General features: G+C 54.8%; 12 protein-coding genes. 6 read left to right on the top strand and 6 right to left on the bottom strand.

Translation table 11 applies throughout. The features are described 5' to 3' along the window. On the top strand, positions 1-391 hold a 391-nt coding region (locus WCX19_RS01060), incomplete at its 5' end, for a cupin domain-containing protein (RefSeq protein WP_373003668.1). A 108-nt stretch (positions 392-499) separates the two neighbouring features. Then, positions 500-778 (top strand): glutaredoxin family protein, encoded by a 279-nt coding sequence (locus WCX19_RS01055; RefSeq protein WP_373003665.1) that lies wholly within the window; start codon positions 500-502, stop codon positions 776-778. Between the two features lie 146 nt (positions 779-924). Here the strand turns inward: WCX19_RS01055 and WCX19_RS01050 are convergent, their stop codons facing one another. Further along, positions 925-2,439 (bottom strand): PAS domain S-box protein, encoded by a 1,515-nt coding sequence (locus WCX19_RS01050; protein ID WP_373003662.1) that lies wholly within the window; start codon positions 2,437-2,439, stop codon positions 925-927. Positions 2,440-2,746: 307 nt separating this feature from the next. On the opposite strand from WCX19_RS01050, the gene WCX19_RS01045 reads away from it, so the two are divergent. The 3 genes from WCX19_RS01045 to WCX19_RS01035 all read left to right on the top strand — a co-directional run bounded on the left by WCX19_RS01045 (position 2,747) and on the right by WCX19_RS01035 (position 7,001). Next, entirely contained in the window at positions 2,747-4,468 is a 1,722-nt protein-coding gene (locus tag WCX19_RS01045; protein WP_373003659.1) for a methyl-accepting chemotaxis protein, read from the top strand. A 12-nt stretch (positions 4,469-4,480) separates the two neighbouring features. Next, positions 4,481-5,029 (top strand): chemotaxis protein CheW, encoded by a 549-nt coding sequence (locus WCX19_RS01040; RefSeq protein ID WP_373003656.1) that lies wholly within the window; start codon positions 4,481-4,483, stop codon positions 5,027-5,029. A gap of 70 nt (positions 5,030-5,099) precedes the next feature. Next, complete coding sequence (locus WCX19_RS01035; RefSeq protein WP_373003653.1) at positions 5,100-7,001, top strand: PAS domain S-box protein; 1,902 nt, start codon at positions 5,100-5,102, stop codon at positions 6,999-7,001. Positions 7,002-7,499: 498 nt separating this feature from the next. On the opposite strand, the gene WCX19_RS01030 is transcribed toward WCX19_RS01035, so the two are convergent. The 5 genes from WCX19_RS01030 to WCX19_RS01010 form a co-directional block, all read right to left on the bottom strand. Continuing rightward, entirely contained in the window at positions 7,500-8,366 is an 867-nt protein-coding gene (locus WCX19_RS01030; RefSeq protein ID WP_373003650.1) for a class I SAM-dependent methyltransferase, read from the bottom strand. Between the two features lie 82 nt (positions 8,367-8,448). Beyond that, positions 8,449-10,200 (bottom strand): DUF2070 family protein, encoded by a 1,752-nt coding sequence (locus WCX19_RS01025; RefSeq protein ID WP_373003647.1) that lies wholly within the window; start codon positions 10,198-10,200, stop codon positions 8,449-8,451. Between the two features lie 210 nt (positions 10,201-10,410). Next, positions 10,411-11,694: a 4Fe-4S binding protein gene (locus tag WCX19_RS01020; RefSeq protein WP_373003644.1), complete on the bottom strand. Its 1,284-nt coding sequence runs from the start codon at positions 11,692-11,694 to the stop codon at positions 10,411-10,413. A gap of 267 nt (positions 11,695-11,961) precedes the next feature. Further along, complete coding sequence (locus WCX19_RS01015; RefSeq protein WP_373003641.1) at positions 11,962-12,693, bottom strand: type II CAAX prenyl endopeptidase Rce1 family protein; 732 nt, start codon at positions 12,691-12,693, stop codon at positions 11,962-11,964. 4 nt (positions 12,694-12,697) lie between these two features. Continuing rightward, positions 12,698-14,779: a thaumatin family protein gene (locus WCX19_RS01010; protein WP_373003637.1), complete on the bottom strand. Its 2,082-nt coding sequence runs from the start codon at positions 14,777-14,779 to the stop codon at positions 12,698-12,700. 248 nt (positions 14,780-15,027) lie between these two features. Here WCX19_RS01010 and WCX19_RS01005 point away from each other — a divergent pair, with 248 nt between their 5' ends. Beyond that, positions 15,028-16,014, top strand: a complete 987-nt coding sequence (locus WCX19_RS01005) for a DsbA family protein (RefSeq protein WP_373003633.1) — start codon at positions 15,028-15,030, stop codon at positions 16,012-16,014. Positions 16,015-16,084: the final 70 nt, after the last annotated feature.

Here is a 16,084-nt window from a genome sequence, read left to right as displayed (position 1 = left end):
GGAAAACAGAAACCTCGCAGCACTCTTCGAGCTCGGCGCCGTGATCTACCCGGATAAGGAGATCGACGCGGCGGACCGGCCCTGGTACTCCCTTCCCGGATCGAACGGGGTCTTTTTAAAAGATCTTGTCACGGGCAAGGAGACCGGCGGGAAGTTCAGCTACCACCTTGTCCGCATCGAGAAAAATCGTGAAGTATCCGACCACGACCACGAGACACAGTGGGAATGGAACATGATCCTCCGCGGCAAAGGCACGTTCCTTTTGGGCGACAAGGAGGTTACGATCCAGCCCGGCCAGTCATTTGCAACGCCGCCCAAAAACCACCACACGGTGAGCGCCGGCGACGAAGAGCTCTCGCTTGTGGCAGTCTTTGTGCCGGCACTGGTGTGAACCGGTACCCGTTGCGCTGCCGGGAAAATCCATACCTTTTGCCGGGGGTATCCCCTAGACGAAAAAAACCCGGTGGTGCGGCGATTTTGGTATCGGAGGAATACTGTCATGCCAACCCATGTGAACGGAAAAGACAAGGGAAGCGTCAGGCTGTTTGCGCTCTCTACCTGCCAGTGGTGCCACAAAACAAAGGAACTCCTGGAACAACTCGGTGTTGCGTTCGACTACGATTATGTCGATCTGCTTACCGGAAAAGAGCAGAGCGATGCACTGGATGTCCTGGAGAAATGGAGTCCCAACGGGGCGTTTCCCACGATTGTGATCGACAACAGGCAAGCCATCCTCGGGTTCCGCGAAAAGGAGATCCGGGAGGCCCTGGAAGGATAAACACGGACAAGGTCCTTAATGAAAAAGGCATTGACACGGTTCAGGTTCGCGACCGTACGTGGGATCGTCATCCCGGTCCCGATGCCGGACCGGGATCGCACGACCCGGGTATAAATGTACATTCCGGATTGCGCTATTTTAGTAGTTTAGCGAAGGGCATCCTTGTCGATCATCGGATACAGCGACCGGACGACAAATGACGTGCCATTTTGCGTATGGTACCCTACCAGATCTTCCATGGTCTCTACCACGTGGGTAATGATACCGTTTTCATCCCGTATTGCCGCTGCTGTAAAGAAAACCCAGTTCCCCTCTCCGGGATGAATCTTTGAGAAGGTGATGCCTTCCCAGGTATCCACAAGATACGAGGATTTTTTGCAGTTCTCCGGGAAAAACCGCTTGATCTCATCGAATTTCTCGTCAATGATAAGATCGGCAAGCAGCGGTCGATCCTGATCGTAAAAGATGTTACCGAATGTCATCGCGCCGATCATCTGGTCTGCCCGCAGCCCGGAGAAATGTTCCATTGCCGTATTCCATGATACGATACGGTGATCCTTATCGATCACCAGCTGGGGCAGGGGGGATCCCCGGATAATCGCGTCGAGTTTCTTCTCTTCCTCTGCAAGTTTCGTTTCGGTCGCGATACGATCCGTGATATCGATACCAATCGACTGGTACTCGGTAATTTTTCCCCGCTTGTCATAGAATGCCCGGATCGTCCACTGGTGCCAGATCGTCGTGCCTTCCTTACCGGGAAATTCGAGCGTTATGGTCTCTGCTGAATATTCATGGCCGATTTTTTTGAGCGCATCTTTGACAATGGCCTGGCTTTCCGGAGAGATCAGCGGGAATACCAACGTCCCGATCAGATCGCCGGCATCTTTCTGTATAAACGCACAGAAGTTCTCATTCACAAACGTAAACGTTCCGTCCGGTTCGTAATTGCATATATAGGCCGGCATATCTTCAACAAGGGCCCGGTACTTCTGCCGGCTAATCTGGATTGCATCTTTTGCCCTCCGGTGTCCCTCCATCTCCGTTTTCAGGAGTTCGTTTATTTCCTGCAATTCTTTTGTGCGCTGGTCTACCATCGATTCAAGGTGCTGCTGGTATTGTTTGATCTCTGTTATGTCTTCAAATACAATCGTGGCACAGGACTGCCCGTTCTCATCAACGACAGGAACCATCCTGACAATGAAACTGTATTTTTTCCCGTTCCGCTCAAAGGATTTTTCCGTCGTATATTCCTTGCCGTCCATGACCGGTTTTATCATCTCCGCAAACGTGCCGGAAAAACTTGCAGATAATTTTGACTGGAGCATACTATGGCCAAGTATATCCTCGCGTTTCAGGGAAAACATCCGGAGAAGTGCGTCGTTTACTTCCCGCACAAACAGTTCCCGATCGATAATCACCATAGGTGAAGAAGACAGGTTGAGAACTGAAGAAAGCGGGAGCCGTGAGCCCGGCATGTAGATCTTTGCCTGCCCGAACTGTCGCATCTCGGCCTGCCCGGAAAACCGGAGACTCTCAAGGTACCGTGCCGTGGATACCCGGTTGAGGGACAACGCATCCGCGACTTCACTGATGGTCATGCCTTTTGGATGCGTTCTCAGGAGATCTTTGATGAGTACGATCTCATCGTCATAGTGAGTCATAAAAAATACAGGTTTCCAATAAAAAGTTTTTGCCGGGTTGACAATATGAACATTGCGGCCATTGTCTGCCATTCATGTGCACAGTTTATCGCCAGTCTTAAATACCGCGCCATATCTGCGATTATTGACTTTTGACTTTCCATACTGTACCAGAATGCGGGAAAGCGGTTATACGGGCGGGATTTCTCCCTATGACCCATTTTCTTTCGTTGCATTTTCATCAACCCCATGAACGTTACCGGTCCACCCGGAGAAACCCGGCGCATTGCCGGATCAAATACAAACCAACCAACATCAGGCGATACGTATGGAAAAACAGGAGATTCTTGATCTCTTTAAAAGCGCTGAACACGGAGATATCTCCGCCCTCAACCAGATACGTGAGCAGTTACTCCAGCATAATGAGATGAACAACGGTCTTTCCGAGATACAAACCGTCTTCAGGAAGATTTCGTTAAACGATTTTACCACCACGGTCAAAGGAACCTATTCCGGCACTCTTGGAGACGTGGCACGCGAAGTAAACATCGTGCAGGAACGTCTCCTCCACCTGCAGGCAACGGCAAACCACATCGCCGTCGGTAATATCGGCGACCTGGTGGAATTTGAAAAGATCAAGAGGAGATGCGATAACGATGAGATGATACCGGCATTTACCCGGATGATGACCGCCGTCTCTGCCATGATCACGGACGTGAACATGCTGTCTGCCGCCGCAAAAGAGGGCGGGCTCTCGGTACGGGCAGACGCGACCCAGCACCAGGGAGAGTTCCGGACGATCATCGAAGGATTCAACAGTACCCTTGACGCGATCACGCTCCCCCTCAATGAAGGCATGCGGGTTTCCCACGAACTCTCCAAAGGGAATTTCTCCGCACGCATGGATGAGAATGTCCATGTCTCGGGGGATTTTGCAAAATTCCGCAATGCCTTAAACGACATCGGGAGCAATGTCTCGGTAGCAGTATCCGAGATTACCCGGGTAGCGGATGCGTACGCGAAGTATGACTTTACCGCTCATATCGACAGCACCACGAACCTGTCCGGGGATTTTGTCGAGCTCATTACCTCATTAAACAAGGTTGGTACGGAAGTTTCCGAAGCGATTAACCTGGTGAACGTGCAGGTAAAGAACCTGTCACGGGAAGCAGAAGAGACCGCCACGGGGCTTTCCCAGATGTCCAAGGGCTCTGAAGCCATCGCGCAGAACACAACACATGTCCATGAGAACATGGAAAAAGGAAGCAATGGCATATCGCAGGTATCAAAAGCGATGGAAGACCTCGCTGCCGCGGTCGAAGAGATTACCACGAACATGGAAAATGTCTCCACGCTTGCCAAAAAGACCAAGGACCTTAGTACTAACGGCGTCGGACTTTCCCGCAAGGCAAACGACAGCATGGGTCGGATCAACGACGCGACATCCGTGGTGAATACGAGCATCACGGAGATCAGCGCAAAGATGAGCGAGATCGGTAAGATTGTCGGTATTATCCGGGACCTCGCAAACCAGACAAACCTGCTCGCCCTCAATGCCGCCATTGAAGCTGCACGCGCTGGAGACGCCGGACGGGGATTTGCGGTTGTCGCGGCTGAAGTAAAATCTCTCGCACAGGAATCCCGGACATCGGCAGAAAACATCGAGACCATGATCGGGGATCTCCAGAAGCGGTCGAACCATGCGGCCGAAGCGGTTACCGCTGCGACAAAGGAGGTCAGTACCGGTAGTAAGGATGTTGAGGACACTATCAAGGTGTTCGACCAGATCGTAGAATCGATCGAACAGGTTTCAAGAAACACCGAGGAAGTAGCCGCTGCATCCGAGGAACAGGCTGCAACCACCGAAGAGATTACCGCAAGTGTCACCGAAGTAACACGGCTCTTTGAAGAAACCGAAAAGGAATCATCAGATACCGCTGCGGCAACCGAAGAGTCGCTTGCGTCCATTGAAGAGATCAATCAGGCGATGGGGGATGTCAACAAGGTTGTTGCAAACCTCAACGCTGAAATGACAAAATTTTCTGTGTAGGAGGGATGTCACATGCCAGCAGAAAACCGCCAGGATGACAGCACCCGCCGGGCATCGGCAACGCCCAATGCCCCGGCAAACATGCCGGAAACGATCCAGGTTGTGGAGTTCCTTCTGGGTAAAGAACACTATGCAATCGATCTCTACGATGTCAAGGAAGTCGTAGACTATACAACGATCACCCGGCTGCCAAACACCCCGGCCTACATCAAAGGCATCATCGATCTGCGGGGCGAGATCACGACCATTATCGATCTCAAGGAACGGCTCAATGTCGCTCTGGGAAAAAACGGTTCAGGCGAGGACAACCGGCGGATTATTGTCCTTGATGAAAAACTGACCGGCGTCAAGATGGGGATCATTGTCGACGATGTCCTCTCCGTTTCAACATTCGATCATGCGGATGTCGATCGCTCGTCTGCATCGCTCTATAACGACGATGCAGCAATCATGGGAATCATCCGGAAAAAAGTCCGGGTTCACGACAAGGATGTCTCTGACTTAATTGTCTGGATTGGCATCCGCCAGATCCTCAAAGATGTCGATTGCATTAAATCCTGAAATTTCAGCGTCGGTTAAGGCAAAATAACAAAATCAGGTACAATAACGGACGATCCAGGTGTGAAAAAATATGATACGTGCATTGTACGTCGATGATGAACCGGCGCTTCTTGAAATCGGGAAACTTTTTCTTGAACGGTCCCATGATATCGCCATCGAAACGGATCTCTCGGCAAATGACGCGCTTGACAAGGCCAGAACCGGCCGGTACGATGCCATTATCTCCGATTACCAGATGCCGGAGATGAATGGCATCTCGCTTCTCAGGCATATCCGCAGCGACTACCGGCAAAAAACTCCATTTATCCTGTTTACCGGCAGGGGCAGGGAAGAAGTGGTCATTGACGCGCTCAACAACGGCGCTGATTATTATCTCCAGAAAGGAGGGGATCCCAAAGCGCAGTTTGCCGAGCTCAGGAACATGCTGATCCAGGCAGTTCAACGACGCAAAATCGAGGATGAACTCAAAAAAAGCGATGAGCGGTACCGGGACGTTGTCGAAAATCAGTCCGAAGCCATCTGCCGTTTTAAGCCCGACGGCACACATGTCTTTGCCAATGCCGCCTATTGCACCCTTGTCGGGAAGAAAAAGGAGGAAGTGATCGGAAAAAAGTTCATCCCGAATATTTCAACGGAAGATCTGGCTGTAACCAAAAATTACCTGCAATCCCTCACGCCGGATAATCCCAACGGGTGCATGACGCAGCGTATTACCATGGCAGACGGATCGACCCGCTGGGTGCGGTGCAATGACCGGGCAATCTTCGATGACAAGGGGAAGGTGATCGAGTACCAGTCAGTTGCACGGGATGTTACCGAGCAGAAGAAGGCGGAAGATGCTCTGCTTGATTCGCAGAGAATACTGCAGTACATTATCGACTTTATGCCCGACGCGATGTATGCGATCGATGCTGCGGGAAAGGTGATCGTATGGAACAAGGCCGCAGAAGTAATGACCGGTGTTTCCCCGGGAGACATGATCGGCAAGTCCGATCATGAGTACGCGGTCCCCTTCTACGGCAAACGGATTCCCGCTCTGGTTGATCTTATCCTCCACCCGGGCACTCCGCAACAGTCCCCTTACGAACATGTCCAGAAAACCGAAGGGACGACGCTTATCTCCGAATCGCACGCGACATTCCCCGATGGCAGGATAATGGATGTATGGATCAAGGCATCCCCTCTCTACGATCATGAAGGGAATATTTCAGGTGCACTGTCTGTCATTCACGATGTGTCTGCCTATAAGCAGCTTGAAGCGGCACTCATGCAGGCAAACCGGAAGCTCAACCTCATGAGTGCGGTGACCCGTCATGGCATCCTCAACAAGCTTACCGCCCTGAATTCCTACCTTGACCTGATCAAAACCGAAGCTCACACGCCCTCCGTTTCACAACGTATCGACCGGATCGAGTCCACGGCAGAGGCAATACGCCGGCAGATCGAATCCACCCGGCACTACCAGGACCTGGGGGTAAAAGCACCGCTCTGGCACAAGGTTTCCGATTGTTTCGGCATGGCGTTTACCCACACTCACGGAGATATCAAAAATGTGCGGTGCGGCAATCACCTCAAAGGGCTTGATGTCTATGCCGATCCACTGCTTGAGCAGGTTTTTGCAAACCTTATCGAAAATTCCCTGATGCACAGCCCGGATGTCACAGAGATCTCGTGCTCCTATGAAAAAACCGGCACCGGGTTTATGATCGTCTACGAGGATAACGGGGCCGGTATACCTGAAAACGAAAAAGAATCGATATTCCGGGAGGGCTACGGAAAGAACAGCGGTCTCGGGTTGTTCTTTGTCCGGGAGATCCTCGCGATTACCGGCATCACCATCAGTGAAACCGGAAAAGCCGGCAAAGGTGTGCGGTTTGAACTCCATGTGCCGGAAGGACGCTATGCGATTCGCACTTCCGGTACCGTGTCACAGGATGCGATAAAAACCGGGGTTCCCCTGCGAAGCGGATAGCGGGAACACCGGTATTCACATTCCTCCTCATCCAATCCGGGCTTATTCCGGCCCCCGATTGGCGTCTGACACTCCAAAAATAAGCCCGTATCGGGCTCCGTTTCAGAAAGTCCCCAGATATGGCTTATTTTCAAAAACGGACGAATTAAAACGACCTCATATTGCTGTTTTAAGGCCCGAAACCTGACCCGGATGGGTTTTCTGTTGATGGCAAAAACGATGGCCGCTACAGGGCTGCTATAGTGCGGTAAAAGGCATTATATGGGGCGTAATTCGGGCGTTTTTGGGTGATTAACGGCTCAAAACCCGCCGGATTTTTACCACTTTAAATCGGACGGTTTTGCGGGCGTTTTTTTGGACTAAACCCCAAAAAATTGGGGGGGGGGCCGGGGCAATCCGGAGAACACACCTCCGCCAGGCTAATGAGGCCCCGTTTTTGTGATGATCGTGCTTGAAATGATTTTGGTCCCTCTCCGGATTTGACTATAAAAAAGACCGTTATCGCGTGACTGGCCTGCGCACCGCGACTGCACACGAGAGCCAGCCGGAATCGGGAGCCGGGAAGTACCTGCGGGATCCGGTCCTTTCTGTCTCCATCGTATCCATATCGCAATAGTTGCAGGAAAATCCCGGGCCCAGCATCGCACGGATCTCATCCTCGGAATAGGTGGTCATCCGGTCAAGAGAGGTATAGTCCCGGACATGGGAGAAGATCCCGTACGGGATGAAACGCCGGTCTTCGCTTACCAGCCTGCACGGTTTGAGATGCTCGAAAATGATAGCAAGATCCGGGGCAAGATGTGACAGGCATTCAAGAACCCGCTCCATCGCCGGTTTTCCGATATAATAGGTGAGCCCTTCCATGACTACGATAAGCCTCGTGCGTGCCGGATCCCCCATCTCTTTTCTCAGTGTTTCAGTCAGGAAGGCCGTATCGGAAATATCCGCTTCGATGCAGGAGATAAAACCGCACCGGTCCGGGACCAGTTCGGAATAGAGCTCGTGCTTGTGGCTCATATTACTCATATCGATCTCGATGAAGCGGACACGGTCGCACAGCAGCGGCGACAGCTCAAGAGCGAGCGGGGAGAACCCGGCACCTAAGTTGACGATGATCGTCCGTTTCGCATCGTTCCTCATCAGTTCTTCAACCGTGTTTTTGATAAAATGCTTCCGGTTGATGATCACTTCAGGGTACCAGGGACAGATGCTGTTATAGCGTTCCACGAGCGGCCTGCCCCGGGACAGGTCAAGCCTCGAAAGATAGGTACCGATCACGGGCTTTGTCTCATAGTACTCCTGGGCCCAGAGCATGACAAGTGCCGCGGTATCCGATACCGGGTAAAGATTCGTGTGTTCTGTCATGGTTAAAAAAACGTCCTTGTTCCGTACTTTAAGAATCAAATATCAAATCAGTTATCCCACGTAAGCCCGGTATAATCGTAACCTAATACACGAGCAGGAAATACGCCATCGCGGTCGTGAGGAATGCTCCGATGAGAAGGATGAGCGCGACAGGGAGTAAAAATCCCATCATCCCGTTTACCGTGGAGGCGAGCTGGGAGATCCGCTGCGAACCAAAGACCACGATCCCCTTACACCACGCGGTTGCGCCGGCAGTCCGGGCGGGAGCGGTATCGGCAAGAGCATCGATCACCGCCTCTTCAACGAGCGGGTAGAAGTCGTCGACCTTGACCCGGAGCCCCACCTGGTTTCTGCCGGAGACGGTGTTCACCACATGGGTATCGGTCGTCGTGACCTCGCACTCGTCCACCCGGGCGAGCAGGCGCCGCCTGATCTCGTCGCGGGCGCCGGTCTGCATGTTGTTGCCGTCAAAGAGGACGTACGCGGTCTTCTGTCCGCCGGCATTGATGACAAGCACCTGGACGCCGAGGTCGCCAAACCCGTCCTGCCGGGTGTACGGGAATTTACGGGCCGCGTAACCGGCCGAGAACCTGACCTGCTCCTGCTGTGCGGTGGCGGCAAACGCCGTATCAACGGCGCCGGTGTACTCCATCGCGAGCTCCGTTCCCGGGTGAACCCCGTCCTCTATCGAGTCCATGCAGTTGTGGGCATCGACAAAAGCGACGTGCCGGAAATATTTCTCGCCCGCTTTCATGAGGGCAAACCCGACAGAAAATTCAAGATCCTCGGTGACGAGCGGTGACCGGGTCCCAATCGCGATGACCGTGTCCCCGAACGCCTGCGCGAGCACGTCCACCGACCCGCACCGGTACCGTGCCGACCGCGTGCAGCCGGTGTTCGTGCAGGCAACCGGCCGGGCTGCAATGACGGCATCGCCGACTTTTCGTACCTCGACCTCATCGACCGGGTTGAAATCGTGCGAGGCAGAACCGTGGAAGACCATCGATGAGTTGCCGATCATCCCGTGGAGGATCTTCGGCAGGTTGCTCCCCCCGACCTCCCCAAGCGGGCCGGGGTGGACGTTTGGCACCGTGACAAAGATCTCCTCTTTTCCCTCCCGCTCTATTATGAGCGAGACCTCGGGCACGACCACGCTTTCCCCAATGCTCCTGAAAAAGTCGTCGAGCTTGTGGCTGCCCTCGGAGAGGTGGGCGAGAAACGCGTTTGCAAGTTCAAGGGGCCCGACTTTGAAGTTTGCCTTCATCGGGCGTTCGATCACGATGATGAAGAGGAGGACGCCGACCGCGAAGCTGATGTGGAGGAGGATGGAGAGCTGCACGAATACAAGGCCGAGGAACGGTGCCGCTCCCGCGACCGCGATCCCTGAATGGAGGAGCGCCGGGACGACGACTCTTCGGAGGTGATAGTCGACGACAGCGGCGAGGAGGAGCATCCGGAACGCGAAGACAAATGCGAGCGAGACCGCAAAGAAGAGCGGGAACGAGAACCGGAAGAGCAGGATGGGCGAGAGGGAGACAAAGAGCGAGATGACAAGGCCGATCGCGGCCGTGAGCCCTGACCATTCGTATGTGAGTTTCCCGGAGAACCGGCGGGCAAGCCAGGGCGTCAGGGCAAGGGCGGCAAGTGCCGGGACGAGGTAGGCGGCGACCGGGAAGAGGGTGGGGTGGATAAGGGATTTTCCGCTCCCGAGCATCGCCATGATCTCGACGCAGGAAGAGAGGATGATGATAATGACCAGCGACTTTGCCCACGAAGGGCTCGTGACGATATACTTTGAGAGCCCCTCCAGTTTCTTATCCATCTCACCGGTCATCCGGGCATCCTTCCTGTACTATGTCTTTCATACTTCGAACCGGGCCTGGACCGGGTGACGGTGGCGGGGATCATGATCTCTTAAAGGAGTATGTGGCGTGTGATGGCATGTGAAGGTTTCCGCCCCGTCACCTATCACGCGCCGGAATTTTTCCCGGGCCCCGATATCTGCGAAGGCCCGGCCTGATCGCAAGGATTACCTGGCGGGAGGTCAGTCCCGGTAGTTGAGTGCCGTTTCAACGGGACAGGCACCGGTACACCGGCCGCAGAGATAGCACTCCCTTTTTGAGGCAAACCTGCCTGCCGTGGAAGCGGGGCAGGCCTTCTCGCATTTTTTGCAGTTGATACAGGTCGCCGAGCGCCGAAGCCGGAACCAGCTGAACTCTGCGAAGATTGAGAAGAGGACACCGAACGGGCAGAGGATCCGGCAGACCGGGCGGTACACGAATACCGACAGCAGGACAAGACCGGCAGCAACCACCAGCATGGTGGAGAGCGTGAGGGAGAAGAGGTCGTACAGCCCGGTGTATTCCATCAGGTCGATGAGGTACACGGCCGCGATGACGGTTGTGATAAATACACAAAGTCGGATCAGTTCGAGAATTCCCGTGCGCCGGATCACTATCTTTTTCCCCGGTACGGCAGAGGCCAGCTCCTGCAGGGACCCCACCGGGCAGATGGTGCCGCAGAACGTCCTGCCAAACAGCAGCGCGAGGATGACGACAGCGCAGATCACGACGATTCCCACGTTCAGGGCCGATGCACCGGTCACTACGCTCACGATCCCCCCGAGTTCCAGCGGCATGATCGGCGCCACAAAGACAAAACCGGCGAGCGTGCTCATGACTGCGGCGAGAAGCACAGTCTTCCGTGTCATCACGCCCGTCTGCCAGAGGTACGCGGCGAGCAGCGTCCCGGCCCCCATGTAGACGAGGGCATACACGGTCCCTGAACCGGTGTCCCCTGCAAGAAGGGATGTTGCGACGAGAGAGAGCCCGAGCGCAAAGAGGGATGAGAAGGCGAGGGCAGGAAGTGTGTTCCGGATCCTGATCACGAGGATCCCGGTCCTCACGAGCGCGAAAAGTATCCCGGCAAAGACCAGGAAGAGGATAATTTCCATTACGGGAACGGACAGGTGGATCGTATCCAGGAATCCCCCGGAGGAGGTATTCTGTACTGCGGACGCGGTGGTAGCCGGGGCCGGGGTTGCTGCACCCGTGGTCGCGGACTGTGTCTGGATGGGTGCGGTGGTCGTCGTTGCCTGTGAGCTGGTCCGTGCCGTATAATCGCAGAGGGAATTCCCATCGGCATCGACAAAGAGGAAGCACCGGCCCGGGGACGTGCAGCCCCCGATCCCTTTGGGACAGACAGCGGCACAGGCCGGGTACGCGAGCCCTGCCGTAAGGATGGCTGCTGTAAGTGTGCGTCTCGCGGATTTGACAATCTGCATAATACTGACCGTTTCGTTCCGGATATTCCTGATTCGAACAGTCACCGACGCCGTAAGATAAAGAATGGATGTATGGTGCTGGCATAAATCTGGATACCCGTGGAGGTAATTTTCACCGGCACCATAATACGATTTTATATATTGTCGCCTGCCTTTGGTACGGCTTTTCCGGAGGACTATCCGGAGGGACAGGGCCGGGTAGAGCCGGTAAACGAACAAAAAAAGAATCTGGTGAAAATCCCCCGGCTGGTTGTTGATGAACGGCGCCGTTTCAGGCCGGGCCGGCCAAGCCTGTTTTGCCACCCCGGGGTATCATGTGCCCGACTCGTGCCCCGGCCCGGCATGTGCGGTATACGCGATAAACGCTAAGGAGATGACAAGCACTATTGCCGATACCGCCACATCTCTCCACCCGAACACCATGCCCCCCATCGCCGTCCCGATACCGGAGGAGACCGTCCACGAAAACGGCCAGAGGATGAGGATATTTTGTGTCGTGCAGAAAATGCAGCCAAAGAGGAGTCCCACGATAAGAAGCATCACGAGACCCTCTGCCGGGTAGGTGCCGAGGTGGTAGGCGGCAAACGCAAGCGAGGTAAAAAGAATGCCGGGAACGATTCCGAATGCCCGGTAAAAGCACAAGAAGAGCCAGCCGAAGACAAAAAACGGCTCCCAGAACATGCACGCGTTCACGAGCAGCTGGGGAATGACGGCCGGTCCTGATACCCAGATAAGGAGCTTGTGATAGAAGAGAATGGCAAGGACGATCCCTGCCACAATGCTTGCCGCCGTATGCACCCGGGTGATCCCGAGGTCGGCGAGCGTCTTCTTCCGGTGCCACACCAGCCACCAGACCGGGAACACCACACCGAGGAGCACCATCTGGATAAAGAGGGTGGCAGTCCCCGGCCAGCCGGTCAGGTGGACCGAAAGGTAGTACAGCGGGATCATGGCGATTGCCGAGAGTACGGCAACCGCGGTATCCGGGTCCGGTTCCCACCGGACCCACGCGGAGAGCTGCCGAAGATGAGCGGCCCCGGTCATAGATTTAGTCCAGTTTCCTGGAGAGCGCCGGGTTCTGCCGCCGGATCCACCAGCGCCGGACAAGGAATGCCGCGATGACGATGATGACAAGGGCTGCAATCGCAATGCCGATGGTCATGTCCGGGAAGAACGAAACCGGCGCAGGCATCGTGGTCTGTGTAACAACCGGTGTCCCGGTCACCGGGATCGTGGTGGAAATACTGCGGACTCCCCCGACGGTTGTGGTTGTTAAGGGCAGGGAGGTAACTCTTGCTACAGTCTCTGCAATTGTTACGTTGGCTGCTGTACTACCCTGCGACTTTACGGTGATCGCGAAGTACGAGAAACCTGGTGTTACCGCGCTGAAATAATAATTATCCCCCGACTGGCTCACAAAGGTCGTCGGCAGTGCATTCCACTGTTTATCGTTGTACCTCATCAGTTCGACATTTGCGGGGGCAACGTTATTTGCGGTGAGCCAGGTTCCGCTCACGACAAATGTGATGGTACCTGACGTGATGGTACCGTCGGGAACACCAACCGGCGAGATCTGCAGGTATCCTGCGGCCGGATGACCCTTGACCTGCATTGCATCTCCCAGAGCTACCGGCTGGGCGGTCACGGCAAAGGATTCTGTTCGCGTTCCCGTTGAGATCTGCACCTTGCTGACCCCGACCGGGGAGTTACCTGTCGGCTGCTGGTTAAACAAGAGGGACACGGTTCCTGCGGCATTTGAGGCGGGTGCTGAAGCTACTGTTGAACCAGATGGGCCGGCACTCCCAGTGTCACCACCGGAATCGCTGCTGTCGCTGGTGGGGGTCGGTGTGGGTGTCAGATGGAATGAGGGCGAACAGAACGTTACTGTGTATTTTGTCCGAAGTCCGGTCGCAGGAGTGCTGTTGCATACATAACTGGCCGCGGCGTCATCGTAGGTGAAACTGTACGCGTTCGGGCAGGAGGCGTGGAAGAAGATCGCGGAGTTGGGCAGATCCGTGAAGGTGGGGTACCCGTTGGGATAAAGCCCGGTATATGCCGAGCAGTTCTTGCAGGTTCCCGGTGCTGTCAGCCACGCCTTGCAGGTGCTTCCCTCACGACAGGGATTGATGGGGGAACAGTATTCCGAATCCGGGCAGCAGTACGCATTGACCACGGCAGTCGAGTACATTGCAGGGTTGGAGACATGCAGGGCCGTTGCAACATTGCAGTCGTCCTGGCATGCGACCACGTTGCCGTTGGGCTTGTAGGTCAGGTTTGTCGGGCACTTGGTCACGGTTGAGGTATTCAGGCAGCCGGCGGCCTTGCAGGTGAACGTCCCGTTGGGGTCGTTCGGGTTTGAGTAATCCGTGTTGTAATCAGTCGGCTCGATCTGCATGGGGAGGTTAAAACCGTCCACCAGGCTGACATCGTAGTAATCGATCCCGTCAGCAAGGTTGAGGTTGATCTCACCTTTTGTCGCGGGCGGTGAAGATCCCACACCGCTGCACTGCAGGTGACCCCATCCTGCCGATATGCAGTCGCCGGTTTCACAGTTTCCCTCTCCCTTGTCGTTGAAGTTACAGTTTGTCCTGCCAAACCAGGCTCCCTGCCATCCGTCATTGACATCGTATGTCTGGCTACCGCCGTTTGCGGCCAGTGAAAAGCCCCCGCCCCCGATAACACTGCCGTTACAGGCAGCACGATGGTGTCCCGAGGCGGGGTTGTTATACCCGCTCAGGTTTGCGATCTGATCGTAGGTCATACTGGTATTCTGGCAGGTTGCAGTCGAGGTGATCCCAGGGCAGGGATAGGTTGTATTGGCGGTCTGGGCAATCTGCGGGCAGCAGCCATCCTTGGAACACTGCTCGCCGTTCCAGCAGCGCGGGAGATCGGTCAGGAGCGGGCAACACATGGGAAGGCTTGCCCCGGTCGTGACTGATGTGTTGCACAGGGAGCCATCCGCGCAGGAGGAGCAGGCGCTGCACTGGACATTTTTATGGGTCGCCGGATCGATATTATTATCGCAGATCCCCGGCGGACCCCCCTGGACATTCACCCATACGGTCTGGTCGCAGTTATTGACAAACGTGAACTGGTGCGAATCGGCAAGAACCGGCCCAGTACACAGCAAAAGGAAAAAAATCAGGATGCAGCCACAAATTTTCATGCGAATCGTATTAATTTCATTCAGTCTGCATAAAAAGGAACCGAAATAGTCTTAATATAATATCTGTAAGTATACAAAAAACGTGTTTCTTTTAATAAAACATCGGCGGAGATTTTCCGCGATTGTCCGGGCCCGGGTGCCTGCATCAAATGTAGGGTCTTTAAATTCTTCGGGAGATCCTATAATACGAGAAAAAATCTGGTGACCTATCAATGGACAAACCGTGGAAATTTATCGCAATCGTGTTTATCATCCTCTTTGCAGTCCTGTCTGCAGTCGATCTTGCCGGGGGATTTTCCCAGGTGGCCGGCTCACCGCTTTTCAGTACCTTGGCCGGGCCGGACGCTTCGGCGCAGGCAGCGGTCAGTTTCATCCGGGCAAACCTTATCAGCCAGGGTGAAACGATCAGCCTGAATAACGTGACCGAGGAGAGCGGTGTATACCGGATCTCGACAGCATTTACGGCCTCCGGGGTAAACCGGACCATCGAGGTCTACATGACCAAGGATGGGAAACTGCTCTTCCCGGCCTCGTACTCCCTGGGATCTTCAGGAAATACCGGGACGCAGGTGACACCGGTTACAACTGCTGCTTCTGTCGCCTCAACCGCGAAAACCTGTGCCGACATCAAAAAACAGGACACCCCGGTGATGGAAGCCTTCGTTGTCTCGTACTGCCCGTACGGGAAACAGATGCAGGCCCTCATTGCCAATATTTCCGAGAACCTCCCGGTTCTCTCTACCCACATCAAGGTCCGGTATATCGGAGGGATCACGAATGGTACTGTCCAGTCAATGCACGGCCCGACCGAAGCAGCCGAAAACCTGCGCCAGATCTGCATCCGCGAGGAGCAGCCTGACCTGTACTGGAAGTACGTCTCCTGTTTCCTCAACTCCGCATCATCGGACGCCTGCGTGAAGAGTACGGGTGTCGATACTGCGAAACTTTCCGGGTGCATGAGCGAAGCGCCCCGTGGACTCCGGTACGCACAGGCAGATTTTAACCTCTCTGATTCCTACGGGGTTACGGGATCTCCTACCCTGATCTTAAACGGCGTCACGGTCAGCGAGTTTAATTTCGGCGGCCGGACCCCCGATGCAGTAAAGTCGCTGCTCTGCTGCGGGTTTACGACGCAGCCGGGTGCCTGTTCGACAACACTCAGCGGCAGTCAGGCGGGAGTGCAGGGAACCTGCAGCTAACCCGGCGAAAACTGCCGGGCCCGCGACCTCTTTTTATATCGCGACCAATATCGTTGGCAAGAAGGGTTCA

This window comes from Methanoregula sp. (assembly GCF_041663825.1).
Taxonomy (GTDB): Archaea; Halobacteriota; Methanomicrobia; order Methanomicrobiales; family Methanospirillaceae; genus Methanoregula.
This window is presented reverse-complemented; position numbering and strand designations above follow the sequence as displayed.

What these genes read in the sequence shown, in the direction of transcription:
- WCX19_RS01035 (WP_373003653.1), top strand. Translation starts at nt 5,100, where the DNA reads ATGATACGTGCATTGTACGTCGATGATGAACCGGCGCTTCTTGAAATC.
- WCX19_RS01025 (WP_373003647.1), bottom strand. Translation starts at nt 10,200, where the DNA reads ATGACCGGTGAGATGGATAAGAAACTGGAGGGGCTCTCAAAGTATATC.
- WCX19_RS01040 (WP_373003656.1), top strand. Translation starts at nt 4,481, where the DNA reads ATGCCAGCAGAAAACCGCCAGGATGACAGCACCCGCCGGGCATCGGCA.
- WCX19_RS01030 (WP_373003650.1), bottom strand. Translation starts at nt 8,366, where the DNA reads ATGACAGAACACACGAATCTTTACCCGGTATCGGATACCGCGGCACTT.
- WCX19_RS01045 (WP_373003659.1), top strand. Translation starts at nt 2,747, where the DNA reads ATGGAAAAACAGGAGATTCTTGATCTCTTTAAAAGCGCTGAACACGGA.
- WCX19_RS01015 (WP_373003641.1), bottom strand. Translation starts at nt 12,693, where the DNA reads ATGACCGGGGCCGCTCATCTTCGGCAGCTCTCCGCGTGGGTCCGGTGG.
- WCX19_RS01005 (WP_373003633.1), top strand. Translation starts at nt 15,028, where the DNA reads ATGGACAAACCGTGGAAATTTATCGCAATCGTGTTTATCATCCTCTTT.
- WCX19_RS01050 (WP_373003662.1), bottom strand. Translation starts at nt 2,439, where the DNA reads ATGACTCACTATGACGATGAGATCGTACTCATCAAAGATCTCCTGAGA.
- WCX19_RS01055 (WP_373003665.1), top strand. Translation starts at nt 500, where the DNA reads ATGCCAACCCATGTGAACGGAAAAGACAAGGGAAGCGTCAGGCTGTTT.